This window comes from Streptomyces sp. NPDC107500, assembly GCF_055582785.1.
This window is the reverse complement of sequence record NZ_JBVJPF010000004.1, coordinates 34,090-59,840: the sequence shown is the minus strand read 5'-3', so window position 1 is coordinate 59,840 and position 25,751 is coordinate 34,090. Positions and strand designations below refer to the sequence as shown.

Annotated in this window: 28 protein-coding genes; 11 read left to right on the top strand and 17 right to left on the bottom strand. The window is 72.7% G+C overall.

The window, feature by feature from the left end:
• Window positions 1–125 precede the first annotated feature (125 nt).
• Entirely contained in the window at window positions 126–254 is a 129-nt protein-coding gene (locus ACZ67M_RS16760; protein ID WP_469851435.1) for a DUF3072 domain-containing protein, read from the top strand.
• 201 nt (window positions 255–455) lie between these two features.
• Window positions 456–2,297 (top strand): GAF domain-containing SpoIIE family protein phosphatase, encoded by a 1,842-nt coding sequence (locus ACZ67M_RS16755; RefSeq protein WP_469851434.1) that lies wholly within the window; start codon window positions 456–458, stop codon window positions 2,295–2,297.
• A gap of 129 nt (window positions 2,298–2,426) precedes the next feature.
• Here the strand turns inward: ACZ67M_RS16755 and ACZ67M_RS16750 are convergent, their stop codons facing one another.
• On the bottom strand, window positions 2,427–3,056 hold the full coding sequence (locus ACZ67M_RS16750) for a hypothetical protein (RefSeq protein ID WP_469851433.1): 630 nt from the start codon (window positions 3,054–3,056) through the stop codon (window positions 2,427–2,429).
• Between the two features lie 72 nt (window positions 3,057–3,128).
• On the bottom strand, window positions 3,129–4,397 hold the full coding sequence (locus ACZ67M_RS16745; protein ID WP_392013358.1) for a PP2C family protein-serine/threonine phosphatase: 1,269 nt from the start codon (window positions 4,395–4,397) through the stop codon (window positions 3,129–3,131).
• Window positions 4,398–5,184: 787 nt separating this feature from the next.
• Between ACZ67M_RS16745 and ACZ67M_RS16740 the strand changes: the two genes are divergently transcribed.
• Window positions 5,185–6,210 (top strand): YncE family protein, encoded by a 1,026-nt coding sequence (locus ACZ67M_RS16740; protein ID WP_469851431.1) that lies wholly within the window; start codon window positions 5,185–5,187, stop codon window positions 6,208–6,210.
• A 53-nt stretch (window positions 6,211–6,263) separates the two neighbouring features.
• Here ACZ67M_RS16740 and ACZ67M_RS16735 read toward each other — a convergent pair whose 3' ends face one another.
• Both ACZ67M_RS16735 and ACZ67M_RS16730 read right to left on the bottom strand, forming a co-directional pair.
• Window positions 6,264–6,605 carry a hypothetical protein gene (locus ACZ67M_RS16735; protein ID WP_469851429.1) on the bottom strand — a complete coding sequence of 114 codons (342 nt, stop codon included), beginning with the start codon at window positions 6,603–6,605 and terminating at the stop codon, window positions 6,264–6,266.
• A 99-nt stretch (window positions 6,606–6,704) separates the two neighbouring features.
• Window positions 6,705–7,619: an AraC family transcriptional regulator gene (locus tag ACZ67M_RS16730; RefSeq protein WP_469851427.1), complete on the bottom strand. Its 915-nt coding sequence runs from the start codon at window positions 7,617–7,619 to the stop codon at window positions 6,705–6,707.
• Window positions 7,620–7,737: 118 nt separating this feature from the next.
• Here ACZ67M_RS16730 and ACZ67M_RS16725 point away from each other — a divergent pair, with 118 nt between their 5' ends.
• Complete coding sequence (locus ACZ67M_RS16725; RefSeq protein ID WP_469851425.1) at window positions 7,738–8,754, top strand: SDR family NAD(P)-dependent oxidoreductase; 1,017 nt, start codon at window positions 7,738–7,740, stop codon at window positions 8,752–8,754.
• Between the two features lie 49 nt (window positions 8,755–8,803).
• On the opposite strand, the gene ACZ67M_RS16720 is transcribed toward ACZ67M_RS16725, so the two are convergent.
• The 6 genes from ACZ67M_RS16720 to ACZ67M_RS16695 all read right to left on the bottom strand — a co-directional run bounded on the left by ACZ67M_RS16720 (window position 8,804) and on the right by ACZ67M_RS16695 (window position 13,422).
• Entirely contained in the window at window positions 8,804–9,616 is an 813-nt protein-coding gene (locus tag ACZ67M_RS16720) for a GvpL/GvpF family gas vesicle protein (protein WP_469851423.1), read from the bottom strand.
• Window positions 9,613–9,927: a gas vesicle protein K gene (locus ACZ67M_RS16715; protein ID WP_360890224.1), complete on the bottom strand. Its 315-nt coding sequence runs from the start codon at window positions 9,925–9,927 to the stop codon at window positions 9,613–9,615. The genes ACZ67M_RS16720 and ACZ67M_RS16715 overlap by 4 nt, the downstream gene beginning before the upstream one ends.
• 49 nt (window positions 9,928–9,976) lie before the next feature.
• Window positions 9,977–10,906: a gas vesicle protein gene (locus ACZ67M_RS16710; protein ID WP_469851421.1), complete on the bottom strand. Its 930-nt coding sequence runs from the start codon at window positions 10,904–10,906 to the stop codon at window positions 9,977–9,979.
• Complete coding sequence (locus tag ACZ67M_RS16705; RefSeq protein ID WP_469851419.1) at window positions 10,896–11,378, bottom strand: gas vesicle protein; 483 nt, start codon at window positions 11,376–11,378, stop codon at window positions 10,896–10,898. The genes ACZ67M_RS16710 and ACZ67M_RS16705 overlap by 11 nt, the downstream gene beginning before the upstream one ends.
• A gap of 210 nt (window positions 11,379–11,588) precedes the next feature.
• Window positions 11,589–12,125 carry a hypothetical protein gene (locus ACZ67M_RS16700; protein ID WP_307017351.1) on the bottom strand — a complete coding sequence of 179 codons (537 nt, stop codon included), beginning with the start codon at window positions 12,123–12,125 and terminating at the stop codon, window positions 11,589–11,591.
• 175 nt (window positions 12,126–12,300) lie between these two features.
• Window positions 12,301–13,422: an FAD-dependent oxidoreductase gene (locus tag ACZ67M_RS16695; RefSeq protein WP_469851417.1), complete on the bottom strand. Its 1,122-nt coding sequence runs from the start codon at window positions 13,420–13,422 to the stop codon at window positions 12,301–12,303.
• A gap of 273 nt (window positions 13,423–13,695) precedes the next feature.
• On the opposite strand from ACZ67M_RS16695, the gene ACZ67M_RS16690 reads away from it, so the two are divergent.
• Window positions 13,696–14,346 carry a hypothetical protein gene (locus tag ACZ67M_RS16690; protein WP_392101758.1) on the top strand — a complete coding sequence of 217 codons (651 nt, stop codon included), beginning with the start codon at window positions 13,696–13,698 and terminating at the stop codon, window positions 14,344–14,346.
• A 72-nt stretch (window positions 14,347–14,418) separates the two neighbouring features.
• The gene (locus ACZ67M_RS16685) at window positions 14,419–14,745 is read left to right on the top strand and encodes a hypothetical protein (protein ID WP_467323439.1); all 327 of its coding nucleotides are present in this window, start codon (window positions 14,419–14,421) and stop codon (window positions 14,743–14,745) included.
• 27 nt (window positions 14,746–14,772) lie between these two features.
• Here the strand turns inward: ACZ67M_RS16685 and ACZ67M_RS16680 are convergent, their stop codons facing one another.
• On the bottom strand, window positions 14,773–15,756 hold the full coding sequence (locus ACZ67M_RS16680; protein WP_469851415.1) for a zinc-binding dehydrogenase: 984 nt from the start codon (window positions 15,754–15,756) through the stop codon (window positions 14,773–14,775).
• A gap of 62 nt (window positions 15,757–15,818) precedes the next feature.
• On the opposite strand from ACZ67M_RS16680, the gene ACZ67M_RS16675 reads away from it, so the two are divergent.
• Both ACZ67M_RS16675 and ACZ67M_RS16670 read left to right on the top strand, forming a co-directional pair.
• A complete protein-coding gene (locus tag ACZ67M_RS16675; protein WP_392012877.1) occupies window positions 15,819–16,127 on the top strand; it encodes an ArsR/SmtB family transcription factor in 309 nt (102 codons plus the stop codon).
• A 102-nt stretch (window positions 16,128–16,229) separates the two neighbouring features.
• Window positions 16,230–16,763, top strand: a complete 534-nt coding sequence (locus ACZ67M_RS16670; RefSeq protein WP_392101762.1) for a GNAT family N-acetyltransferase — start codon at window positions 16,230–16,232, stop codon at window positions 16,761–16,763.
• An 85-nt stretch (window positions 16,764–16,848) separates the two neighbouring features.
• Here the strand turns inward: ACZ67M_RS16670 and ACZ67M_RS16665 are convergent, their stop codons facing one another.
• From ACZ67M_RS16665 to ACZ67M_RS16655, 3 genes are read right to left on the bottom strand one after another with little or no spacing between them, the layout of a single operon-like run.
• Complete coding sequence (locus ACZ67M_RS16665) at window positions 16,849–17,784, bottom strand: hypothetical protein (RefSeq protein ID WP_469851413.1); 936 nt, start codon at window positions 17,782–17,784, stop codon at window positions 16,849–16,851.
• Window positions 17,781–18,266: a hypothetical protein gene (locus ACZ67M_RS16660; RefSeq protein WP_469851411.1), complete on the bottom strand. Its 486-nt coding sequence runs from the start codon at window positions 18,264–18,266 to the stop codon at window positions 17,781–17,783. The genes ACZ67M_RS16665 and ACZ67M_RS16660 overlap by 4 nt, the downstream gene beginning before the upstream one ends.
• A 2-nt stretch (window positions 18,267–18,268) precedes the next feature.
• Complete coding sequence (locus ACZ67M_RS16655; RefSeq protein WP_469851410.1) at window positions 18,269–19,486, bottom strand: macrolide family glycosyltransferase; 1,218 nt, start codon at window positions 19,484–19,486, stop codon at window positions 18,269–18,271.
• Window positions 19,487–19,911: 425 nt separating this feature from the next.
• On the opposite strand from ACZ67M_RS16655, the gene ACZ67M_RS16650 reads away from it, so the two are divergent.
• The 3 genes from ACZ67M_RS16650 (at window position 19,912) to ACZ67M_RS16640 (ending at window position 22,468) form a co-directional block, all read left to right on the top strand.
• Window positions 19,912–20,808 (top strand): RNA polymerase sigma-70 factor, encoded by an 897-nt coding sequence (locus ACZ67M_RS16650; protein ID WP_469851408.1) that lies wholly within the window; start codon window positions 19,912–19,914, stop codon window positions 20,806–20,808.
• A 162-nt stretch (window positions 20,809–20,970) separates the two neighbouring features.
• On the top strand, window positions 20,971–21,717 hold the full coding sequence (locus tag ACZ67M_RS16645) for an SDR family oxidoreductase (RefSeq protein ID WP_469851406.1): 747 nt from the start codon (window positions 20,971–20,973) through the stop codon (window positions 21,715–21,717).
• Between the two features lie 172 nt (window positions 21,718–21,889).
• A complete protein-coding gene (locus tag ACZ67M_RS16640; protein WP_469851405.1) occupies window positions 21,890–22,468 on the top strand; it encodes a hypothetical protein in 579 nt (192 codons plus the stop codon).
• A gap of 127 nt (window positions 22,469–22,595) precedes the next feature.
• Here the strand turns inward: ACZ67M_RS16640 and ACZ67M_RS16635 are convergent, their stop codons facing one another.
• Genes ACZ67M_RS16635 through ACZ67M_RS16625 form a run of 3 tightly spaced genes read right to left on the bottom strand, consistent with a single transcriptional unit; the run spans window position 22,596 to window position 25,448 of the window.
• The gene (locus ACZ67M_RS16635) at window positions 22,596–23,948 is read right to left on the bottom strand and encodes a hypothetical protein (RefSeq protein WP_469851403.1); all 1,353 of its coding nucleotides are present in this window, start codon (window positions 23,946–23,948) and stop codon (window positions 22,596–22,598) included.
• Window positions 23,945–24,616, bottom strand: coding sequence for a hypothetical protein (locus ACZ67M_RS16630; RefSeq protein WP_469851401.1), 672 nt, complete (start codon window positions 24,614–24,616; stop codon window positions 23,945–23,947). The genes ACZ67M_RS16635 and ACZ67M_RS16630 overlap by 4 nt, the downstream gene beginning before the upstream one ends.
• Window positions 24,600–25,448 carry a hypothetical protein gene (locus ACZ67M_RS16625; protein ID WP_392012858.1) on the bottom strand — a complete coding sequence of 283 codons (849 nt, stop codon included), beginning with the start codon at window positions 25,446–25,448 and terminating at the stop codon, window positions 24,600–24,602. The genes ACZ67M_RS16630 and ACZ67M_RS16625 overlap by 17 nt, the downstream gene beginning before the upstream one ends.
• Window positions 25,449–25,751 lie beyond the last annotated feature (303 nt).

Here is a 25,751-nt window from a genome sequence, read left to right as displayed (position 1 = left end):
GGGCCCCGGCCGTGTGGACAGGGCCGACGGCCGGGTTCCCCGTATCGCGGCCCCGCAACGGGGCACCGCCGCCCCGTCCGCACCACCCCCGCGTCGACCCTGTCCGTGCGGGTAGTCGGGGTGGCATGAGCGAAACGGACCCGAGGAAGAACGTGCGGGACTGGGCCACCGGTGAGGAACCCGCGACCGGCCCGCAGCTGAGCTACCCGCGGACGCCGGCCCGCGAGGCGGGCGAAGGGGGCTCGAGAACCTGACGAAGGCGGACGCGTCCCGGATGATCGACCGCCTCCAGCAGGCCTCACCCCGGACGAAGGAGACGGGTCCGGGCGGCGCAGAGGCCACCTGACCGGCACCCCGGCCCCGCTGACCGGAAGCGGGGCCGGACACGCGTGGGATACCGTTGGCGTGAGCCGGACCCAGCGGCCGGTGAGCCCGGACGAGTCGGGGAGGCGCGGGTGGCGAGCCCGGAGGACGAGGTGGTCGGCGACGCCGACCGGCTCCAGGCGGTGCGGGACACCGGCCTGACCGCGGTCGCGGACGCCGACATGGACCGCTTCGCCCGCCTGGTCTCCCGCATGATCGGCGTGCCGGTGGCGTTGGTGTCGATGCTGGAGGAGGCCCGCCAGGTCTTCCCCGGCATGGTCGGCCTCGGCGAACCGTGGGCGCGGACCCGGCAGACCCCCCTCTCCCACTCGTTGTGCCACCACGTCGTCGCGAGCCGCGAGCCCTTCACCGTGGCGGACACCCGCGCGGACGAGCGGACCGCGGCGAGCCCGGCGATCGACGACCTCGGGGTGCTCGGCTACGCGGGGGTGCCGCTGACGGACGACGCCGGGCGGGTACTGGGCTCGCTGTGCGCCATCGACACCCGGCCCCGGCAGTGGAGCGCCGAGGATCTGGCGGCGCTGCGGGACCTCGCGGCCGCGTGCAGCGCGGAGCTGCGCCTGCGCATCGCCTCCAGCCAGCGGGAACTGGCCCGCCGGGGGGAGGCCCGGGCCCGCGAGCGGGCCGACGTGATGCAGCAGGGGACCCGGACGGCACTCAAACGCTCCCAGCTGCTGCTGCGCGCCGCGGACGCGCTGGCGGACACCACCGGCCTGAGCGAGGTGCGCCAACGCGTCAGTGAACTGGTCAGCGGCGACCTCAAGCCGCACTACGTCGGCCTGGTCCTGGCCGAGCGCCGACGCATGCGCCGGCTGATCGACCGGACCGGCATCGCTCCCGTGGAGTACTCCCACGAGACCTACTCGATCGACTCGGCCTGGCCCACCGCCCGGGCGGCACGCGAGAAGCGGACCGTCATCGTGCACAGCCCCGAGGAGCTTGCCGCCGAGTACGGGCCGGACGCGGTCGCCGCCTTCGGACAGCTCGGCCTGCACACGGCGGTGTGCGTGCCGCTGCCCGGCACGGTCAATTCGCTCGGCACCCTCGTCCTCGGCTGGGACCACCCCTACGAGATCGACGTGCTGGAGCAGGCCGTGCTGGCCTCGCTGGCCGGATACACCGCCCGCGCGGTCGAGCGCGCCCTCTACGTCGACGACCGCGTCCACGTGGCCCACCAGCTCCAGGAGGCCATGCTCACCGACCTTCCCGCCGTTGACGGACTGGACAGCGCCGCCCTGTACCGGCCCGCCGCCCAGGCCGACATGGTCGGCGGCGACTGGTACGACCTGTACATCCTGCCCTCGGCACCGGATCGCGGGGCAGGCCCCGCGACGGTCGCGCTCACCATCGGCGACATCACCGGCCACGACATGCACGCCGCCACTCTCATGGGCCAGACCCGCAGCATGCTCCGCCAGGCCGACCTCGACCACCCCGGCAAGGACCCCGCCCACATCGTGCGGGCCCTGGAGCACGCCAACCGCGAACTGCTCATCGGCTCCAGCGGCACACTCGTCCACACGCACCTGCGCCCATGCCCGCCGCCCGACGCCGCGACCTGGGAGATGACCTGGACCAACGCCGGTCACCCCCCACCCCTGCTGGCCCTTCCCGACGGCACCACCGAGCTCCTCCACGACCACGGAGCACTGATCCACCCCGCACTCGACCCGTCCGGTCGTACCTCCCACCGGCGCGTCCTCGACCCCGGCACGCTGCTGCTGCTCTACACCGACGGCCTCGTGGAGCGCCGGGGCACGGACATCGACACGCTCACCGACCGAGCGGCGAGGATCCTGACCACCCACCGGCGCGACGATCTCCCCGCGCTCCTGTCACACCTGGTCGACACCGTCGCGGGAACGACCGCCCCGGACGACATCGCCCTCCTCGCCGTACGCGTCAAGGAGTGAGCGACGCACGGCGCGGGAGACCCTCCGGCGGCGACCGGCCCTCTTGCGGACTCCGGCTCCCTCACCGGGCCGCGGGGGACTCGTCCCGTCGGCCTCCACGACGGAGCGCGCCTCGATGTCGGGAGCCCTTCACGGCGGCTCGTCGCGCTGCCGCTCACGACCGCGCGCCGCCCTGCCGCTCCCGCGCCCGCGCCCGGCCTCGGGCGAGGCCTCCCGCGCTGCGCGCCCCGACGTCTTCCCGACGACCTCACCGGCGCCGTCGCCCACCTCCCGGACCGCCTTCCCGGCGCTCCCGCCGACGTCCCTGACCGCGTCCCCGGCCCCTTCCGCCAGCTCTCCCGCGACCCGGCCGGCGCCGCTGCCCAGGCTCTCGGCCGCGGAATCGAGGCCGGACGTCAGCCGCTCGAGGATCTGCGGATGGGCGTCGACGGTGGACAGGACCCTGCCGACCATGTCGGCGACGTTGTCCAGCCGGACCTTGAGCAGGGCCTGCGCCTGGACGCCCTTGATGTCCAGCTCCACGCGGCCGAGCGAGACGTCGGCCCCGACGTTCAGCTTGAGGAGGTCGAGCACCTCCGCGCTCAAAGACACCCTGGCCTGCAGGTTTTCCACGTGCAGGCTGATCTCCTCGACATGGAGCTCCGGCACGTCCAGGAGCACGTCCGGCTCGCCGTCGTGCCCGGCACCGGTCGCTGCCTCCTCCTCGTCGTCCCACTCCTGCTCGAACGTCTCGCTCTCAGCGTCGTCGCGGTCTGGCATAAGACCCCTCACATCGCATATTCATCTCATTTCATACTGCATCACCCGCACGCCGGGGCGCAGAGGGAGCGGTCACGACGTCCCGGTGCCCGAGTCCACGGTGATGTCCGGCGCGGACGGGAGACCGTGCAGCGGCAGCCCCGTCAGGTCCGCCGCCGGCTCGGTGTTCCGCAGGGTGTCGCCGAGCCACTCGCACATCAACACGGTCGCGTCGTCCTGCAGTTGCCCGTCGTGATAGTCGAGCACGGCCTGCATCAGGCGGCGCAGCGTCTCCGGGACCGGCAGGCCGTCGGCGTGGTGGCGGATGAGGAAGTCGGTGAAGCGCTCCACGCCGAACTCGCTGTCGTCGTGGCGCCGGGCGTCGGTGATGCCGTCGGTGTAGAGGACGACGCGGTCGCCCGGCTGGAGCTGCTCCTGGCAGACCGTGCTGGGCAGGTTCAGGTCGGTGCCCATGGGGTGGGCCGGCGGGCACTGCAGGTGACTGGACCACCGGTTGCCGCGGATGACGATGGGCGGGTGGTGGCCGCGGTTGACCCAGCTCAGCACCCCCGTGCGGGTGTCGAGGGTGGCGAGGACGCCGGTGACGTACCGGCGGTGGCCGTACTGCTCGACGAGGGCGGCCTCCACCGCGGCCCCCTTGGCGGCCAGGCCGGAGCCCTGCCGGCGGGCGTTGCGGCAGGCCCCCAGGGCCAGGGCGCCGCACAGACCCGCGGCGTTGTCGTGGCCCATGGCGTCGAACAGCGTCAGATGCACCAGCGGCCCGTCGAGGGCGTACTCGTAGACGTCGCCGCTGATCTGGTAAGTCGGCTCCATCACGGCGGAGATGACGACCCGCCCGTCGGCGTAGGTGCGCGGCGGCATCAGGTTCCACGCCATCTCCGCCGCGACGTTCAGCGGCTCGGTCCGCATCAGCCGGGCCAGTGTGTCGCTGGAGGTGCGTTTGGTGGTGATCAGCAGGGCCACGAGCGCCGCGAGACGGTCCGCGTCCTCGCGGGCTCGGGCGTCGTCGTGCGCCGAACGCAGCCGCAGCAGTCCGATCCGCTCCGTACCGTCCACCAGGGGCACCCACCAGTCGGTGCCGGGCGCCTCCTGGGGCGCGGCGGAGGTGAGCAGCCCGCGCTGGTAGGCCCGCCCCGGGGCGGTGCCCTCGATGCGGATCTCTCGCTCGGCCCCTCGCGGCGGCCCGTCCGGCCCGGCCAGCAGGTGCAGGCCCTGATGCCCGAGGTCCGCGACGTAGATGAGTACGTCGCTGAAGCCCGCGGCACGCGCGTGCGTGCGGACGGTGTCCGGCAACGCGTCGACCGGCATGAGGTGGCCGGCGTCCAGCAGGCCGGCGAGCATCGCCCGGGCCCCGGCGTCACGGTCCACGTCCACGGCCAGCTCCCTCCCGCTCGGCAGCCGCCCCCGCGTCACGTGCTGGGGCCATCGCAGCACAAGCGGCCCGCGCGCACCATCGGAGCGGCCAGGTCAAGGGATCCTGGGTTCCCCGGGGCCAGAGGCCCCGAGGAACTCGGGGCTGTCTGCTCAACCCCTGGACGGCGAGTAGCCCCGCCGACCGCGCCTCACACCCCCACACCGCCCCGAGTACCCGCATGGCCGCCGCACCGCCCCGTTCATTCCCCGATGTCCGGCCGACGTCACGACCGCCGAAAGCCCGTCGGTGAAGCCGCCGCATCGGGGTACCCGGTTGGCAGGACGAGGAACGTGCAGGTCAACGGCCTCACTGTGCGGACGCCCCCCGGCGATGCGCCGTGCCTCGCCCTCGACGCCCACGCTGTCGCGATCGGTGCCGGGATCGCGGGGCTCAGCGCGGCCTGGGAACGGACGCGGGCCGGCCGCCCCACCGCCGTCGCACACTTGCATCGCTACCGGCTTCGGCGCCTGAGGACTGAGCGGCGGCATCATGGCCGCCCGGCTGCTCACCGCCCAGATCACCCCCTCTCCCCGCGCTCCGGCGCGGCCGCTTCGGCACCGGCCCGACCGCCGAACTCCGTCGGCTGATCGGAGACACGCCGCACAAGCCGGTTGACCTCAACCTCCCTGCACAGCAGGCTCGTTCGCGGACACGCGGGGCCCGCGGTGCCTCGCGGGACGGACGACGACCTCCGAGAGAACGGGGTGAGGGACTGTGGCGACACGTCGCGCGGTGATCATGGCAGCGGGTGCCGGGGCTCTGGCGTCCGGTGTGCCGACGTCGGCTGCCGGCGCGGCCGGGCCCGCCGGGGGCGACGTCTTGGCGGTCGTGGAGAAGAGCGGCCACGCGGTCGGCTTCTACGAGACGAAGTCGGGACGGCAGCTGCGGAAGGTGGCACTGCCCGACTACCCGCACGAGATGGTCGTCGACTCCCAACGGCGGTTCGCGTACGTCGGACACTACGGGGTGCGCATGTCCGCGACGGCCGGCGAGGGCGGCGCCGCGGTCTTCGTCGTCGACCTCGCCGGGCGGACGCTCGCCCGGACGATCGACACCCGGCCGTTCAACCGCGTCCACGGCATGGGCATCGACGACCGAGACCGCCTCTACGCGCTCAGCGAGGAGAAGGCGATGCTGCTCGGCTTCGACACACCCTCGACCGACCAGGCGCCGACGCGAGCCGTCCCCGCGCACGGCGTGAAGACCCACCTGTTCACCCTCAGCAGGGACGGCGAACGCGCCTACGTCACCGGCCTCTTGTCCCACACGGTGAGCCTCGTGCGCCCCCACGACGCCTCCGCCCCGCCGCTGGTGGTCACCCCTGGTCAGCTGCCCGAGAGCAGCTGCCTCAGCCGCGACGAGAAGACCCTGTTCGTCGGCGCGCGCAAGAGTTCCGCCCTGGTCGCCGTCGACGCGCGGACCATGAAGGTCCAGCGGAGCCGGAAGGTGGGCGGAGACCCGTTGCGCGTCTACACCGTCGACGACGACCGGCTGCTTGCGACGGACATCGTCGCCAACACCATCACCCTGTACAGCACGGCCCTCCGCCCGATCCGCTCGCTGAAACTCGACGGCATCCCGGCAGCCGTCTCCTTCCACCCGCACCGGCCCTTGGCGTACGTGTCCCAACTGGGCACCAACAGTGTTGCCATCGTCGACCTGGAACGCTTCGCCGTCGTCGGAGGCTTCGACACCGGCCTGGAACCGGACTCCTCGGCCCTGCTGCCGACGGCGCCATAGGGACGGCCGCGGCCGGTGCACACGGGTGTCCGGACCGCGCTGATCAGGCGACGTCAGGCCGGTGCGCCACCGCCGAGGATCAGTTCGACCTCGGCCCCGACGACGGCCGTGCCGCGCACCACCCAGCCGCGTCCGCCGATCGAGGTCCCCGCTCCCGTGGTGTAGGCCGCGACGATGAGCACGGGGTCCGCCGGACCGTCCGTCGAAAGCCGCGCGTCCGCGATCACACCGTCAAAGAAGCGCACGTCCACGTCGATCGAGGCGGGCCGCGCCGCGAAGGCCCGCGGATCGGGCAGACCCTGGACACGGCACCGAGCCCCGGGGAACAGGTGCGTGTGGTCACACATGGCCACGTACGTGTCCGCGTCGGCCGGCCCGGTGGGGGACGGGGGCATGCGGGACCTCCGCGAGAGTGAGAGGGCTGCTGCTTCGCTTGGCGACTCTAAGCCACTCCTGCACGCCCCCACCGCAGCTACAGGGGTCGTTTCGGTCCTTCACGTCCTCGTGGGGTGGCGGCGGTATTCCCCGGGCGTAGTCCCCGTGACTCGCTTGAAGGCGACGCTGAGGGCGCTCTCGGACCCGTAGCCCACGGAACGGGCGATCGAGGCCAAAGTGGTGCCGTCCTTGCGCAACCGTCGGGCCGCGAGCTCGATGCGCCAGTGGGTGAGGTACTCCAGGGGCCCCTGGCCGACCGCGGTCTTGAAGCGCGCGGCGAGGGTGGAGCGGGACACGGCGGCGGCGTCGGCCAGTTCGGCCACGGTCCACGGGTGGGCGGGGTTCCGGTGCAGGGCGGTCAGTGCCGTCGCGACCACCGGGTCCGTGAGCCCGGACAGCCATCCGGACGCTGCCCGTGGAGACCGCTCGAGATGCAGCCGCAGCATGTGGACGAGCATCACCACGGCCAGGTGCTCCGCCACCAGGGTGCCGGCCATCGGCCGGTCCGTCAGCTCCTCGTTGATGGCGGTCAGGGCCCACCGCACGGTCTCGGCGTGCGAGGTGCCCGCGGAGACGTGGAGGACCGGCGGCAGCTGGTCGAGCAGCAGGTCCTGCGCGCGGCTGCTGAAGGTGAAGCCACCGCCGAGGAGAAACACGTCCGACCCCTGCCCCGCGTGGGCGACGCCGTCGACGGCACCGGCGAAGACCGTGCCGCCCTCCACCGGATCCGTCTCCGGGTCGCTGCGCAGAATGTAGGAGCGCGGCCGGGTCAGCAGATAGCAGTCGCCTTCCGCCAGCTCGAACGGTTCCGGCACCCCGTCGACCACCAGCTGGCAGGAGCCCCTCCGGACGGCGTTGAACTTCACGACAGCGGGCGCGTCGAAGCGGACGGCCCAGCGCCCGCCCGCGACCAGCCCGGCGGAGAGGTGGCTCCGCGTCTCCAACAGGGTCAGGACGTCCTCGAGTGGATCCATCGCCGACCTCCCCTCCTCACCGTCTCCGCCTCGACCGCTCCGGGGCGTCGGACGCTGGCTAAAGAATTGTGGATTCTGAGTGATAGTGCATCCAGTGGGCTCATCGTAGCGTGGACGCATGACGACGAATCCGAGCCCCCGGCCCACCCGTGACGGCCACCGCCCCCTGCCGGCCGTCTCCGCACCGCCGACCACTTCCTTCGGACCCGACGCCCGCGCCCTGGACGTCATCGAGGGCGCGGACCTCACCGGTCGCCGCGCAGTCGTCACCGGCGGCGCCTCCGGCCTCGGCGCCGAGACGGTCCGGGCCCTGGCCGCCGCCGGCGCAGAGGTGACGGTCGCCACGCGCCGCGTCGAGTCCGCGGAGCCGCTGCTCTCCGAGCTGACCGCCGCCGGGGGAGCGGGCCGGGTGCACGTACGCGCCCTCGACCTCGCGGACCCTTCCTCGGTCGACGCCTTCGCGAACGCGTGGCGCGACCCCCTCGACATCCTCGTCGCGAACGCCGGGATCATGGCGTTGCCCACGCGCACTCTCGGCCCGCGCGGCTGGGAGATGCAGCTCGCCACCAACTACCTGGGCCACTTCGCCCTGGCCCTGGGCCTGTACCCGGCCCTGCGCGATGCCGGCTCGGCACGCATCGTGGTCGTCAGTTCGGGCGCCCACCGAGGCGTGCCCTTCGACTTCGGCGACCCGCATTTCGAGCGGCGGCCGTACGACCCGTGGACGGCGTACGGGCAGTCGAAGACCGCCGGCGTCCTGTTCGCGGTGGGCGCCCGACGCTGGGCGGCGGACGGCATCACGGCCAACGCCCTCAACCCCGGCTACATCCTCACCGGCCTGCAACGCCACGTGGACGACGACACGATGCGGGCGTTCGGCGTGATGGACGACCAGGGCAACGTGAAGCCGCTGCCGTACTACAAGACCGCGGAGCAGGGCGCCGCCACCTCCGTCCTGCTGGCCGCGTCCCCCCTCCTCGACGGCGTCACCGGCCGCTACTTCGAGGACAACGCCGAGGCCCGCACCGTTCGGGCCGGCGAAGAGGAACCCGGTGGCGTGGCCGTGCATGCGCTCGACCCCGACGCGGCGGACCGGCTGTGGGAGCTGGCGGCGAGCGCCCTGCGCGGCGACTGAGAATGCCGCCGACGCGACCTTCCGTGGAGCCCCGCCGCCACGCCCGGCGTCAGCGCGACGCCCCGTCCGCCGGCTCGTGCGGCCGGGTCTCCGCGAAGGAGTACGGCGGCCAGGGACCGAGGAAGCGGATGCGCAGCGCGGGTTCGCCTGCCCCGGCCTCGCTCAGCACGGCGCCCACGGCGTCGATGTCCTCCCGGCGTACCAGCAGGGCGGCGGAGAGCACGGCCGTCTCGCCCGGTACCCGCTGGGCCGGGCCGCGGTCTCGCAGGTCCTCGGCCACCGAAAGGAGCCGACGGCGCAGTCCGGCGTGCAGGCTGTCTGCGAGCTGCCCGGCGGTGTTCTTCTCGCGCTGTTCGCGCTGCTTGGCCAAGAGCCTGCGCATGCCCGGGGAACGTCCGTCGTCCCCGCCCTCGGGCGTGTCCGCGGCCTGCCCGCCGGGCTCACCGGCCGCGCCGCGCTCCAGGGCGACCTCCACCCGCAGCTCGCAGCGTCCGGCGAGCGCGTCCAGCTGACCGGTGACCTCGTCCCGCTGGTCCCTGACCCAGTCGCCGAGCCGCTGTTCGGCACCGCGTCCTGACGCCGTGTCGGCGGCCACCAGGACGTTGAAGGTCATCGGCAGCAGGGTGCCGGTGCGCTCCCAGACCGTGGTGACGGCTTCGCTCTGCTCGGCCACCCAGCGGCGCACCTGGTCGTCGTCGCCCTGAAAGGGTTCCGGCGCCGCCTCGTGCACCAGCGCGGCCACGCCGGTCCCCTCGACCGGCACCAGCCGCAGCGGGCGTCCGTCCAGCCCCGTGACGCCGTCGGCGGCGCCCGGACGGTCGGGGAGCAGGGCGTAGACGTACAGCGCGCCGTCCTCGGTCATCGCCCGGCCTCCTCCGCCCAGCGCTGGGGGTTGATCAGCTTGTCCACGACGTCGTCGACCACCTCGTCCAGGCCGCGGTGCAGATCGGCGACCGACGCGACGATGCCGTGGTCCTCCTTGATCTGCTCCATCGCCTCGTCCAGTTCGAGCAGGGCGTCGGCGAGGCGTTCGGCCTCCTCCGGGTTCAGGTCGCCGCCCTCGATACGGCGCATGGCCTGGCGGTCCAGCGCCTCCTGGATGACCTCGACCAAGGTCACCACGAGGGACAGCACTCCGTGTTTGAGGCTCTTCTCGTCGACGGTCAACGGCATGTCGTCCCCTTCTTCCTCCGCGTCACTGTCACGTTCCTGCGGGCGCCGCTCACGCGGGCGCCGCCATCCGGCCGACCGACTCGAACCGCCGGACCCAGGCCACCGGATCGTCGGCCGACAGCCGGTGTTCGTCGCCGCCGACGGTCCGCAGCAGCAGGACGCTCCCCTCGCCCCCGGGCCCGTACCCCGGTGACCGGCTCACCTCCGCCAGTTCGGCCGTGGACAGCACCAGTGCGGGCCTGCCGTCCACCGGCGACTTCCAGGTCAGCCGGTCGGCCGTGAGCCGTGCCCGGCCGCCCCGCCACATCGGACCGGACCTCCGCGGCTCCTCGTACCACAGGTGCCCGTCGGCGAGCGGCGGCTCCTCCTCGGGGGCCCCGGGCGAGAGCGACGGTCCGAGACTCCCGGCGAGGGAGCGGGAGAGCAGGCCGTGCAGGGTCTCGGGCTCCCGCGCGGACAGCAGTTCCCGCCGGCCGTCGGCCAACACGACCTCCAGGCGCAGGCGTTCCTCCCCGCCCACCGTCTCCTCGGGCTTCAGCCGCACATTCCGTACGGTGTCCAGGTCCGTCTGCCACAGCACTTCGCGCGGCTCGTCGCGCAGGACGAGCAGGCGCTGGTCGGTGAGATAGACGGTGCCGGGCCGCCAGCCGTGGTAGACGCCGCCGGTCAGCAGGTGGCCGCCACTCATCCGCCGCACGACGCTCTCGCCCTCGCGCAGTCCGAGGCCGCGGGGCACCGCGGAACGTTCCGCCCACTCCCTGGTCGCCTCGTCCCAGTTGCGCATCATGCCGTACTCCAGCATCGTCTCCATCCCGGCGATCGCCGCCCGCACCGAGACGCCGATGAGGGGGATGTCCGCGACGGCGACGATGAGATCGAGGTGCAGCACCGCGCCCTTGTTGAGCAGTACTTCCACCAGGTCGTCCAGGGTCACCCGCGGTTCCCGGGTGGGACGCATCGGCGGCTGTTCACTCGCCACGCGGCTCGGCCTCCCGGTCGGCGGAACGCCGGGCGCGCCTGCCGTCGCCCTCACGGTCACCCTCGTCGGTGCCGTCGTCCCCGCCGCTCTCCACGGCCGCGTCGTCGCGGTTCACGACGGCGGCCCGGCCGGACGCCTCCCGCATCTGCGCCTGCGCACTGCGCCAACCGCACCAAGGGCACCACTGGTTCAGCAACTGCTCCACGGGGGCGCGCTTGCCGCACGCCGGGCAGGACTCCTTCTCCTCGCGCGTCTCCCGCCACGCGGCGGTCTCGGTGTCCGTGCCGGAGGGGAACTCCAGCCCGTAGCGGGCCGCCGTCTCGAACGAGGCGAGGGCCGCCCGCAGGCGAATGCCCAGCAGCTCGACGCCGGCGACCGAGACCATGATGTCGGCGTTGAGCACAAGGCCCTTGTCCAGCAGGGTCTCCACGACGTGCGCGAGGCTGCCCTCGCCGTCCCGCCGGGGCTGCATGGGAGCCGCACTGACCGCCGGAACCGTACGGGCGGACGGCTCGCGTGCGGCGGCAGTGGCGGGGAACCCGCCCTCACCCGGCGGAGTTCTTCCGGAAATGCTGCTCATCCCAGCCGCATATCCGGTCACGCGCCTTTCATACCCGGCACCCGCGCGCACTCGACGTCCCACGACGTGACACGCGTCACCGCAGGAGCCGAACCCGGCCCGTCACTCCACGAGCGCGTAGACACCGATGATCACGACCCCGATCAGCATGTCCATGAACCCCGCCCGCAGCGACGACGCCCAGCGGAGCCCGGCGGTACGGGCCGCCGAGATGCCGAGGCAGAACAGGGCGACGGTGTTGAAGAGCAGGGCGACATCGGCGGCGGTCTCCTCGGACCACCAGTCCGCCACCGCGCCGAGCAGCAGGCACACGGTGGGCAGCGCCGCGGCGACGAGGGGCCACTCGGCCAGCACCGCGCGCAGCCGGCTCGGCCTCGCCCCGCCCTCGGCGACCGCACGCTGGGCGATGACGTGCGCGTAGCCGTGGGCGGCGCTCGACGCCAGCGCGGTCAGAAGCACCCACAGCGCGTCCTCGCCGGGGTCGGCGACCTCGCCCGGCACGTCCAAGGCCGCCACCAGGGCGCTGGCCAGGACCAGGCCGTAGATGCCGCGGAACAACCACAGCTCGGCGGTCCTGGGCGGCAGACCTCGCCGTCGGGCGGCACTGTCGGAGTGGACGTGGTCGGCGGGTTCGGACATCGCGTCGCCTCGGTGCGGGGAGGAGTGGGTCGGCCCATGCTCGCCCGCGCGGCGCCGGGGAACACGGTGCCACGCGGTCGGGCCGGGCCGTTCGCCCGAAGGAGCCGACGCCGCGCCCGCATCACTCACCCCGGACGGCGATGACCGCCACGATCACGCGGGTGCGCGGACGGCGTCACGAGCGGTCGAACAGAGCGACGACGCTCCGCGGAGCTTCCGGGCCGAAGAAGCGCTCCAGGTTCCGTGCCGAACGGCCGGCGGCATCGCCGCCACGCGGGAACAGGCGCGCTTCGTAGGCGGTGAGCGCCGCCTCGACGTCACTGTGCCCGACCAACTCACCCGCCAGGTCCGCGCCGTCGTACATGGCGAGGTTCGCGCCCTCGCCGGCGAAGGGCGACATCAGATGCGCGGCGTCGCCGAGGAGCGTCACACCGGGCACCCTCTCCCAGCTGATTCCGACGGGAAGGGCGTGGATGGGCCGGAGCCACGGTTCCGCCTCGCTCTCCGTCACGAAGGCGGTCAGCAGCGGCGACCAGCCGTCGAACTCGCCGGCGATCCGTCGGAGGCCGGCGGACGGATCGCCGAAGTCGATCGACCCCATCCACTCCTCGGACTTGTTCAGCGCCACGTATCCGCGCACCTGCCCGTCCGCGTAACGGTGCACGATGATGCCCTTGCCCGGTGCGACCGCCATCAGCGTGCCGCTGCCGATCGCGGCCACGCTCACCCGACGGGTCCGGTCGCCCGAGGCGAGGGCGACCTCGACGAAGCAGGTTCCGCTGTAACGGGGCGCGGCGGGCGTGAGCAGCGCACGGACCTTCGACCACGCGCCGTCGGCGCCGACGACGACATCGGCGCTTGCGGCGGGCCCTGCCTCGAAAGTGAGGTCGTAGCCGCCCTGTGGCCGGTGCCGGACCGAGTCGAGCCTGCGCCCCCACCTGATCGTCCCGGGCGCCAGCGAGTCGATGAGCAGACGCCTGAGTTCGCCACGGTCCACTTCCGGACGGACCGAACGGCGGTCCGCGGGCTTGTCGAGCAGGACCGTGCCGTGGCGGTCCACCACGCGCTTGGCGTCCTCGCCCGGCCGGACCAAGGTGAGGAACTCGTCGTACAGACCGGCCGCCCGGAGCGCGGCCTGACCGGTCTCTTCATGGATGTCGAGCAGGCCGCCCTGCGCTCGGCTCGTCGCCGAAGCCTCACCCTCGTAGACGGTCGCGGTGACACCGTGAGACTGAAGCACCCGGGCGAGCGTCAGCCCGCCCAGTCCCGCTCCGACGACGGCGATGGTCTTCTGCATGCTGCGCTCCCTGATGCCGGCCCGGCCGGCGACGAACGGCACCGGGAACGGACCGGCGGCCCGGTCCCGGCAAGGAGACGCTCAACGATCAGAACCATCTGAATCGATGTGTGCGCGATGTCCGGCGGCGGCCCGGCGGAACATCGTTTTTCGCGACCTTGCGACTATAGCCCGGCCGGTTCATGTCCGGGTCCGACCCTGGTGTCTTCCCCTACGCCCCGCGTCCTTCCCTGGCAGGGCCCCGCGTAGGATCGCCGTCCAAGGGGTGATGGCATGGTCATGAGGCAGTGGTGGGGAACGGCGAGCGTGGCGGCACTGCTGCTCACCGGTTGCGGCGGCGGCGCCGAGGCCGACGGCGCGAGCGACAAGGCGGCCGCGCTCTCCGAGGACCAGGTGCGGGACGTACTGCCGGACGACGAGGCCATGCCCGGCTGGAAGCGGTCCGCCCGGCCCACCGCCGTGAAGATGAACGACCTCTACCGCCGCGAGGCCTGCCCGATCAAGGGCAACGCGGGCTGCGAGGACTCCCGGTTCTTCGGCGCCTCGACCTTCCGGCACGACGACAACGCCGCGCACGTCAGCTTCCTGGTCATCGCCTACGACAGCGAAGAGGCCGCCGAGAGGGCGTACCACGTGTTGTGGGACGGACACTACGGCGAGAAGGCCGGACCGCGAGCCAAGTCGCTCGAACTCGGCCCTCTCGGCGATGAGCGAGACGCGCGGTTCGGCACGTCCGGCTTCAGCGGCGAGCCCGGCGCGGTGACGCAGACCCGGGTGGGTACGACGCTGCTGTGGACCGAGTCGGCCTCCACCGGCAAGGGCGGCATCGACGAGGAGAACGTGCGGGAACTGGCCACGGTGCTCGCGGACCGCTCCCGGCAGGCGCAGAACGGGGATGCGGTGTCGGCGGGCCTCGGCGGCTGACTCGGATCCGCCCCGATCGCGATGCCGCGTTCCGTTGTGCGGCGCGGAGATCCGGTGGGCAGAATCGCTTCCATGGAGGCGGATCAGTCACCGGAGCGGACCCCTGATGGTCATTTCGTCGTCATCAAGGGGCGGAAGTGGCGGGCGACCGACCCTTCCGTCCCGGAAGAGGCCGCGGCCCGACTTCGAAGCCATCTGATGTCGGCTCGGCGTGCGGTGCGCCGTGCGCTCGCCGAAAGCGACGCGCGGGCTGAAGCGGCGGCGCGTTCGAGGGTGAACCACGCGAAGATTGCCTTGGGGGAGCGCGGTACGCCCTGGTGGGAGCAGTCCGACGGGGCGCGTCGGGAGCGTTGGGAGGGCGGGTTGGCGGAGCTGGATGAGCGGGAGCCCGACGTGTAGGCGGCGTCAAGGGGGCGCCCTCCACCCTCACCGGTCCACAGCGATGGCGATCTTGCCACGCGGGCGTCTGCGACCCTCACCGGTGGAGCCGCCTTCGAGCAGGGCGTGCGCCTGCGCGATGTCGGCCAGCGGTAGAACGGCTCCGATCACCGGCCGGATCTTGCCCTGCTCGACCAGTCGGCCGAGGGCCGCGAGCTTCGCGCGGTCGGGGCTGACGAAGAGGAAGTGGTAGGTCGCGTTCACCCCCCATGCGGCGAGCAGGTTCTGAGGTTCGGGGATGTCCACGATGGACACCACGCGGCCCCGGTCGGTGAGGACCTCCGGGCTGCGGGTGAGGGTGTCCCCGCCCACCGTGTCCAGCACTACGTCCACACCACCCAGCGCGCGGACCCGCGGCACGTAGTCACCGGCCGAGAAGTCGATCGCGTGGTCGGCTCCCAGAGCGGTGACGAACTCGTGATCCCGTGCCCGTGCGGTGGTCACCACCTCGGCTCCCAGCGCGCCGGCGACCTGGATGGCGACCGAGCCGACCCCGCCCGCTCCGCCGTGCACCAGGACCCGTTCACCGAGCCGCACCTTCGCGCGTTCGACCAGTGCCTCCCACACCGTCATGCCCACGAGTGCGAGACCGGCGGCCTCGACGTGCGACAACTGTGCGGGCTTGGGGGAGACCAGGGCCTGGTCGACGACGTGGAACTCGGCGTAGGTGCCCTGTCCGGCGAAGACCGGCGCCAAGTACCAGACCTCGTCGCCCGGCTGGAACTCGCCCGCCCCGGGGCCCGTCTCGACCACCACGCCGGACACGTCGTTGCCGATCACCGCGGGCAGCGCGACCTGGTCTCGGTAGTCACCGCGCCGGGTCTGCAGGTCGAGGGGGTTGACGGACGTGGCCAGCACACGCACCAGCACCTGTCCGGGGCCGGGCACGGGTCTCGGCAGCTCTCTGACGACGAACGCGGTGTCCGCGTCGCCGAAACGGACGAGTTCCATGACGCGCATCGAAGTGGACATGTCGGTGACCTTAGATCGTCATATTGCGAATCGTCAATATGTCTGTGGGTTACGATCACCGTATGTTCTCGGAGGCGGAGTTGCTCGCTGTGTTCCGGGCCCTGTCCAATCCGGCCCGCCGACAGATGCTGGTGTGGCTCAAGGACCCCATGAGTTTTCCCGGCCAGGAGCCCGGCGACATCGAGATCGGTGTCTGCGTGAGCGACATCCAGCGGCGCACCGGTCTCGGGCAGTCGACCACGTCGCAGTACCTGGCGATGCTGCGGGAAGCGGGGCTGGTGGTCGCCACCCGCCGAGGCAAGTGGACCTACTACCGCCGCGACGAGGCGAACATCGCCCGCCTCCTGGAGACCCTGCGCGACGTGTTCTAGGGCCCGTTTCGAGGGTCTGGCCTCTCGACCGCGCTGTCCAAGCGGCATCGCCGGCGAGCACCGGATTACCGATGCGGTGCTCGCCTTCGGCAGGATGGGCGCATGACCGAGATCCGCACACCCCGTCTTCTCCTCCGCAGCTGGCACGACGACGACCTCACGTCGATGGCGGACATCAACGCGGACCCACGGGTCATGCGCTGGACTGACGATGGCTCGGTGCGCGACCTGGACCGCACGGCCGAGGACATCGAACGCTGGGAGGAGGAGTGGGACGAGGAGGGCTTCGGACTCTTCGCCGTCGAACTGCTGGCCTCGGGCGAACTGATCGGTTTCACAGGACTGTCCGTGCCCGAGTTCCTGCCGGAGGTGATGCCCGCAGTGGCGATCAACTGGCGGCTCGGCTCACCGTTCTGGGGCCAGGGATACGCGTCCGAAGCCGCGCACGCCACACTGGAGTTCGCACTCCAGGACCGCGGCCTGGACCGTGTCATCAGCATCAGCCGCGTGGGGGACAACGCCTCCGAGAACGTCATCCGCAAGCTCGGCATGGCGCCCGAGCGGGAGACGACCCACCCGGTATACGGCTACCCACTGCGCGTTCACGCCATCGACCTCACCGAGTTCCAGGCATGAACCCGCCCAGCCGTCACCGGGCACGCCTCCGGTCTCGGTCATGCCGACGAGCCCTCGGTGATCACCTCACCGAGGGCTCGGACCGTCAGGGCCGCGGCCCCTCCGCGGCATGGCTCCGGCAGTGGTCCCGGATCAGCTCCACCACCGTGTCGGCGGTGCGGGCCAGATGGGTGCGGCCGTCGGGCAGCAGAGCGCTCCGGCTGATGTAGCTGCGCGGTCCCACATGGGTGGCCGGGTCGAACCGGTGCACCGTGACCTTGCCCTCGCGGGCTGCCCGGTTCCATCCGCTGCCCCGGAACAGCGGCCAGCGCTGCGGGAACATCCAGGTGCCCACCCGCTCGATCCGGTCGCCGGAGCTGGTGAGCCGGTGCACGTGTTCCGCGCGCGTGAGGTCGTTGGCACCGTTGTGGAAGCCGCCGAACATGATGAGCAGCAGGGGGCAGTCGAGCCGGTTGCGCAGTTCGTCTACGGCGCCGGTGGCCACCTGCGCACCGCCGCTGTAGCTCAGCAGAACGACCGGAACGCCGCTGCCGGGTCGGTAGCCTGCCAGGAGCAGCTGGGTGGCGATCTGCGAACCGACGGCCCGGTTGTACAGCGGCCGGTAGCGGCGGTCGGCGGCCACGAAGATCTGCATCACGTTGTGCAGGAAGAGCACCAGCCCGACGCGGCGGCGCAGCCACGACCACACCGGCCGGTCGGCGAGCGGGTCGGCCAGTGGGGAGTACGGCTGCACCTGACCCAGCACCCGCAACTCCGGCGCTCCGGCCAGCACGGCCCTGACCAACTGGCCGCCGTCCCGGCTGTCCCGGACGCGGCGTTTGCCGATGCCGTCCAGGTAGACCAGGTAGGCGGCCGGAGGGCGGTCCGGGTCGGCGCCCCGCGCGTACGGCACCCCCTCCGGCAGCTCGGTGGTCGGCGCCCGCCAGCCGGCGCCGTAGGCCAGCACCTCGTAGCGTGCCAGCAGGCCCTCGGCCAGCAGGGCCGGTCCGAGGGCGACGGCCCAGAGCAGCAGGTCGTTCATGAGGCCTCCGCCGTGTCGGTGGTGCTGATCCGCACGACCAGCCGCCGGACGCCCTCGACCGTGACACCGAGCACCACACCGGCCACGGCCACGCAGCCGGCCGCGGTCCACCAGCCGAGACCGGTCTCCGCGGCCAGCGGACCGGTCAGACCCGCTCCGACCCCCACGAAGAGCAGGAGGTGGAGCAGCGGGCCTATCAGGGGGAACGCCAGCACGGCCGAGAGTACGAGGGGCGTGATGAGGCCGGGGGTCCACTCCAGCCCACCACCGGGCGGCGGCGAGCCCAGCAGCAGCTCGGCCAGGGTCCAGGCGGTCAGCGGCCAGAGCGCGAACACGGCGCCCTCGACGACCGCGCCGGCCAGGACGAGCCGGACGATCCGGCGGCGGGGCACCCCTCGTCGCCGTACCGCGACGGGCGTGACGCGTCCGAGCGCCTCCGAAAGTCCGGCGAGCAACAGCAGGGCGACGACGGCGGGTGTCATCGTCAGCCCCCCTGCGGGTCGGCGGGAGCCGGGTGCCCCGCACCGGCCGGGCGCAGGTACCGCTCGAGCTCGTCGGCGGCACGCCGGTAGCCGCCCGCCGCACGCTGGGTTTCCCGCAGCCCGGACGCGGCGGCCCGGTAGCGGGAGTCCGCCAGGAGGCGCCGCGCGACGGCGCGCACGGAGTCCTCGGTGACGTTCTCCGTACGGATCGACAGCCCGGCCCCCAGCTCCACGACGCGCCTGGCGACCATGGGCTGGTCGGCGCCCTGCGGGACGACCAGGAGCGGAACGCCCGCGAACATGGCCTCGTTGACGCTGTTCATGCCGCCGTGCGTGATGAACAGCGCCGCGCGGTCCAGCACCTCCAACTGCGGCACGGAACGCCGGGCGAGCACGTTGTCCGGCAGGGCGCCCAGTGCGGCGGGGTCGGTCTGCCCGGTGGAGACCACGACGGTGCCGGCCAACGGGGACAGTGCCGCCGCGAACGTACGCAGCAGCCGCGGGTCCGCGTTGAAGACCGTGCCCAGGGAGGCGTAGAGCACCGGGTCCCGGAGGCGGTCCGAGGGGAACGACGGGTCGTCGGGCCGGGCACCGATGCTCGGGCCCACGAACCGGTAGGAACGGTCGAACTCCTCCACGGCGGGCTGGAAGGCACGGGAGGTGTACACGAGGTTCAGCGGCTGCCGGATGTCCGCCAGGTCGAGCAGCGGCACGCCCGTCGCGGCGAAGCGGCGGCGCAGCGCCAGCCGGGCCCCCACATAGCCCGCCAGGTTCCGCGGGCGGGCCGCGGCCCCGGCCAGCAGCTCCCGCGAGGCGCGCGTGGGGCTGGGCACATGACGGTTGTAGGCGAACGTGGTGAACGACGAGGCCGCGGGGACACCGAGCGCCCGCGCGGCGAGCGCGCCCCACAGGCAGGCGCTGTCGTGGACGATCAGGTCGGGCCGGTCGTCGCGCAGGTCGGCGAGGACGGCGGGCAGCAGGTCCAGGGCGGTGCGCGCCAGCGCCTCCATCAGCGTGATGGGCGACGGAGGGTCGGGAAGCGGCTGGTCCCCTCCCGGGTAGGGACGCACGGTCGCGCCGGTCGCGGCGATCTCCTCCCGGAAGGCGGGGGATGTGTGGTAGACGACGGTGTGGCCGCGCCGGACCAGTTCGGCCGCGACCGGCAGCGTCGGGTTGATGTGTCCGTGCATGCCGATGTTGAGAAACGCGATCGTACTCACAGTCCGGCCCCCCACCGTGCCGTCGCGGAGGCCGCTTCGAGGACCCCACCCACGCCCACCCCCACGGCCCCGGGCCGGGGGAGGGCCGCCAGGCCGACCGGCCCCGGGCCTCTCTGCTCCCCCTTGCCGGAGCCGGCGCACGGTGCCGGGGCCGACGGGCCCCGGCGGCGGGTCAGCATCATGGTCCACCTCTCTCACCCGCGGTGGGCGTGGAATCGCTTCGCTGAGAACAGGACCGGACAGCACGCCGATCTGTGACAGCTGATTTCCCACCGGGCCCCGAGCGGCCCGGTGCGCAGGGCGGTACGGGCGTTCCGGCCGACATGGAGAGGCGTCGTCCGCGGCCCCCTGACCGGCCCCGCGCCGCGCGGCGACACCACCGGGCCGCGCGTAGCATGGCCCGTAGCCCGGCCTAAGGGGGCACCATGCACGCAGGCCACGACCTCGGCTCGCTCGAGGAGGCGACACGGCACTTCATCCAGGCCCGTCCGAAGCTCTTCGGCATCGCCTACCGCGTGCTCGGCAGCAGCGTCGAGGCCGAGGACGTGCTCCAGGAGGCCTGGCTGAGGTGGCAGAAGGCCGACCGCGCGGACATCCTCGAACCGGCCGCCTTCCTGGCCACCGTGACCACCCGGCTCGCCATCAACACGGCGCAGTCGGCCCGCGTGCGGCGTGAGGCATACGTCGGGCCCTGGCTCCCCGAACCGGTCGACACCAGCGCGGACCCCCAGATGGGAGCGGAACGGGCGGAGGCCGTCGAGATGGCGGTGCTCCTGCTGCTGGAGCGGCTCAACCCGGTGGAGCGGGCCGCCTACGTCCTCAGGGAGGCGTTCGACTACCCCTACCGACAGGTCGCCGCGATCCTGGAGACGAGCGAGGGCAACGCCCGTCAGCTGGTGAGCCGGTCCCGCAGACACCTCGCCACCGAACGCCGGGAGCAGGTGAGCCGCAGCGAGCACCAGCGGTTGCTGGAGGTGTTCCTGACGGCGGCGCAGACCGGCGACCTGCGGACCCTGGAGCAGGTCCTCGCGGCGGACGTCGTCAGCTACGCCGACGGCGGCGGCATCCGGGGAGCGTCCAGGATCCCGGTGGTCGGGCGCCCGCACGTCTCCAAGTACCTCACCGCCTTCGCACCGCGCTTCTGGCCGGGGGCGCAGGTGCGCTGGGTCGAGGCGAACGATCGCCCCGCCGTGCTGGTCCACTCCGACGGGAAGGCGGTGGCCCTGCTCTGCATCGACGCGTCGGCCCAGGGCATCGACCGGCTGATGTGGGTGATGAGCCCGGACAAGCTGGCGTCCTACGCGGCGTCGTCGAGCGGCTGAACCGCCCCAGCCACGCGCACGCCATGTGCCGAGGTCGAGAAGTTCCCCCCTCGGCCGTCGTCCCGTGTCACAGATCCGGCCGCCGTTCGGTCATTCCTGGTGAGTAGTCCCGAGAACAAGCCCCGAGAAACCTCGAGAACAAGCCCCGAGAGGACAGAAATCATGAAGGTCGTAGTCATCGGAGGCACCGGCCTCATCGGCTCCAAGCTCGTCGCCAAGCTCCAGGAGCAGGGCCACGAAGCCGTCCCCGCCGCGCCCAACACGGGCGTCAACACCCTGACGGGCGAGGGACTGCCCGAGGTGCTCCAGGGTGCTGACGTCGTGGTCGACGTCTCGAACTCCCCGTCCTTCGAGAAGGACGCCGTCATGGAGTTCTTCCGCACCTCGACCACCAACCTGCTGAAGGCGGAGGCGGAAGCCGGTGTGACCCACCATGTCGCCCTGTCCGTGGTGGGTACCGAACGGCTGCCCGAAAGCGACTACTTCCGTGCCAAGGTGGCGCAGGAAGAGCTGATCAAGGATTCCGGCATCCCCTACTCCATCGTGCACGCGACGCAGTTCTTCGAGTTCATGAGCGGCATCGCGGCGTCCTCGACGGAAGGTGACACCGTGCGCCTCGCACCGGTGAAGATCCAGCCCATCCTCGCCGACGAGGTGGCCGCCGCCATGGGTCGCGCGGCCGTCGGGCAGCCGGTCAACGGTGTGGCCGAGGTGGCAGGACCCGAGGCCTTTCGGCTGGACGAGCTCCTGCGTGACACCCTCGCCGCCCAGAACGACCCCCGTACGGTGGTGACGGACCCGCACGCCCCGTACTTCGGCGCCGAACTCCAGGAGACCACCCTCCTGCCCGGCCCCGACGCCCACATCGCCGAGACCCGGTACGCCGACTGGCTCGCCCGGCAGCAGTGACCCTTCCCCGGCGAGGCGGCCCCTGAGAGGCTGCGGTGGATGTACCGTTCGTCTGCCCCGACTCGAGACAGTGGCAACAATGGATGAGGCATCCTCTCGACGCCTCTTAGGGAACCTGGAGTTCGGCCGCGGCCTATGATGACCGGGCAAGAGTCGAGAACGAGAGGAACACATGGTCTCGGCAACCGGCGCCGCGCACAACATCGAGGTCACTGCTGAGAGCCTCCAGGAAGACCTGGCACGCCTCGAACTCCAGAAGCAGTCCCTGGAGAGGGAGCTTGCGGCGGTCGTCGCCCATCTCGGCTCCGTCCAGCGGGCACTGAGCGCGCTTGAGGTCCTGATGAGCGCCGCGCCGGTAGCCCTCGCCCCGTCCGGTTCGGGCGAGCCGGAGCCCGCCGGGCGGGCCGCCGCCCAGAGTCCCGCCGGCCCCGCGCCGAAACCCGCCGCGGACGCGGCACGAGCCCCGGGCAGCCGGCGTCCGCGTCGCCGGGACACCAAGGGCAGGACCCGGGCCTCCGGCACCGGGAACCAGCCCGACCAGCGCGGTTACGGCAGGCTGACCGAGCAGATCCTCGAGTACTTGGCCGGCGTCGGCGACGCGGACGTACGAGCCCGGGACGTCGCGGCGGCACTGGGCAGGGACACCGACAGCGGCAGCATCAACGCGGTCCGCAGCACACTCGACCGACTCGTGGGCGCATCGCGCGTCCGCCGGTCCGGCCGGGGCCTGTACCGGGCCGAGCGGCCCTGAGACCGGCCGGCCGTGCCGGCGCTGCGCCGGTGTCACACGGCCGCGCAACGTTGTGAACGGTGTGGATGACGACGAGCCGGGACCGCGCGCGTCCGCAAGGGGAGCGGTCGCGCGCGGCGATTGACGTTCAGCGTTCCGCGCCGGCCTCCGGGCCCGCCGGACGGAGCACCGGGTCCCGTTCGACGGCACCGGTCGACGGCAGCAGTGCCACGGCCAGGGCGACGGCCGGCAGCATGATCACCGCGGCCCGGGCTCTCCGTCCGAGCCCGTCGCCCGCCCGGCCCGCACCGCCCACGTCCCCGTTCCCCGCCCTTCCGGCACCCCACAGCCGCGACCAGCGCGGTGCGAGCAGCGGCCAAAGGACGGCCAGCCCCACCAGGGCGGACCACAACGGGACGGTGAGGACGTCGCGGTGAGCCAGGTCCAGGCTGCTGGCCGCGGCGGACGACCAGGGATCGCCCGCGAGCACCAGGGCCACGGTGGTGAAGCAGACGACCACCGCCGCGTGCACGAGCAGGACCACCGGGCCGGCGAGGGCCAGCAGAGCGGGAACCAGTGACCCGTCGGCCCGCTCGGCGCACCACCGGCGCAGACGGCACGGCGGATGGGTCAGGCCTCCCCGGGCCCGACCCCCGCCCGCGCCGATCTCGTCCAGCGCGTGCTCGACCGCACGCCGCCCGCAGACCGCGGCCGCGTGCCGGTCCGCCGCCAGCTCCGCGCACCACAGCGCGGCCACGGGCACCATGATCACGCTCGCCCGCGACAGCACGACCACGACCTGCGGCCACATCAGGGACGCCGTCGGCTCGTGCCGCCAGGCGAGCCACACCAGCGGGGCGGCCCCGAAGGCCAGGAAGACCACGGGCCATGCCTGCACGGCCCGATTGAACGGGCTGCCGAGGCCCGCGATGAGGTGCTCGCCCGACCCCAGGTGCCCCGCCTCGTGCAGCAGCAGTGCCCTCGCCCGGGCGGGGTCCCGGCGCCACAGCGCGAGGAACCCCAGTGACACGGCGATCCGTCGCTCCCGCCAGCCCGCCGCGTAGACGCGCGCGGGAGGGCCCTTGCCCCACATGGAGACCATGACCGTGGCGCCCGGGGCGACAGCGGCGGCGAAGTCCCGCAGACCGCCCACCCCTTGGGGTGCCGCGGCGTCCGTGGAGCCCAGCGCCGTGAGCGGCACCAGGCGGTACCGCAGGCGTGTGTACCACCCCCGCAGGTGGGGCAGGGCCACGGCCAGCAGCCCGGCGACCAGGACGAGGGACGGCATGAGCTGGCTGACCGTGGAGGCGCGGAGCGCGGCGAACCCGGGGCTCGCGACGACCTCAGGGCCGTAGGCGCCGTCGTCCGTCCACAGGTCGCGGATCTGCTCACGCCACCACACCACGCCCGAGGGCAGCTCCCACAGGTACGTGCAGACCAGCAGCCACAGCCACGGGGGCGGCGGCAGGCGGACGCCCCCGTGAGCCGCGTGCGCCGTCATCGCGAACGGCCCCGGGCGCGGGCGGAGCGCCGCAGCCCGGGCACCCGGGCGGCCAGCCGTCGCAGACCGGTCCGTGGGGCACCTGCCGACCGCTCACCGGACGCGTCGTCCCGGCCCTCGCCCGCCAGGAGGTCCAGGAAGACCCCGGCCCCCTCGTCCCGGCCCGCGTGGAGCGCCGCCACGGCCGAGGCGGCCGCCTGGTCCGCCGCCGCGGGATCCATCCCGTGGGCCTGAAGACGCCGGGACACCTCGGCCACCGCACGGGCCAGCACCAGCAGTTCGTCGCCCCCGGCCGCCGGCTCCGCCGGTGCGGACCCGCCGGTTCCGTCCGCCGGTGGGGCGCCGTCGCGTCGCCGGTGTACGGCGAGCAGCAGGGTGGCCGTGGAGACGCCGTTGGCGACCACGGGCGAGCCCAGCGCGGACTTCAACAGCTCGCCCGAGGCGGCCAGCGCGTCCCACAGGGCGGGCAGGACGGTCGTGACCAGTTCACCACCGCTGCCCGCCGTGACCGACGGGGCCCGGCGCACGAGCGCCCGGCGCCCCCGGCCGCCCCGCGCGTAGGTGAGCGCCGTGTGCACGGCGAAGTCGGTCTCGTGCGGTGCGGACGCCGACGCGATGGCCGTGGCCCACGCCTCCAGCCGGGCGGGCGCGTCAGGACCATTCGACACGGAAGCTCCTCGTGCCGTCGACCGTGGTGCCGCTCAGCGTGACGGACGCGGAGCCGTCGGTGATGCTGCCCTCGATCGTGGTGTCGGTGTTCATGCCGTACGGGAAGCTGGTGTAGGTGCCGCACTGGAACAGTGGCTTGGGCACGAAGAGCAGGTTCAGCGAGGCTCCCGCGGACGCGGCCGTGTCGGTCAGCTGCCCGGAGAAGGAGCCGTCCCCGTCGTCGGACAGCGACCAGTAGGCGATCTCGACGGACTCCCCGTCGACGGTGTCGGTACCGCTGTGCGCCGAGGTGACGCCGAAGGCACCGTCCGCGGTCTGGTCGTCGCTGGCCCAGGAGAGGTGGAAGGAGTTGCCCTCCGTCCCCACCGGCTCGTCGATGATCAGTGTGGCGGGAAGGGTGTAGGACCGGGAGTCGGCGGCACAGCCCGGGTCGGCGAAGTCGACGGTGACCTGCGCCGTGCCGCTCCACTCCCCGTGCGGCACGCCGGAGGCGTCTTCGGAGACGTCGTCCTCGTCGCCGCTCTCCGTCTCGGGATCCGTCGCGTACGGGTCCTCGTCGGGTTCGCTCTCCTCCGTGTACGCCGGCTCGCTGGGAGTGGTATCGGCCTCCAGCGGTGTGTCGGTGGCCGGCTCGGAGCTGGTCACGGCGGTCGTGGGCGTACTGCTCGTGCTCGTCGCGGACTCGGCTTCGGCCGAGCCGTCACCGTCGCCGCACGCGCTGACCGCCGCGACTCCGACGAGGCAGCAGGCCAGTGCCGCGACGAAGCGCCGCGTCAGTGGACGCGGCCGGCCGGAGCCGTACGAACGCGGCTCTTCCTGGAGTTGTGTCATGTCGTCGTCCCCCCGGCGGTGCCCCCCGGCAGCCGCCTGCTCACCCGAACGGGCCCTTGCCATCGGCGGATCCGTGCGCCCTGATCGACCGGCTCAGGTGGCCGGAAAGAGGGGGTGGACGTCCGCCGTAGCCCAGGACCATACGGGACGGGAACGCAGATCATGGAGAAAACGTGAAAATCGTGCGAACCGGTGAGTGGGCCGGGTGCTTCTGGATGGCGATCCATCAGAAGATCTACCGCGTCCTGCGGCGCCTGTGGGCGGACGGTCCGCCCGACGTCCGCGAAGTGGCGCGGCGGGGGA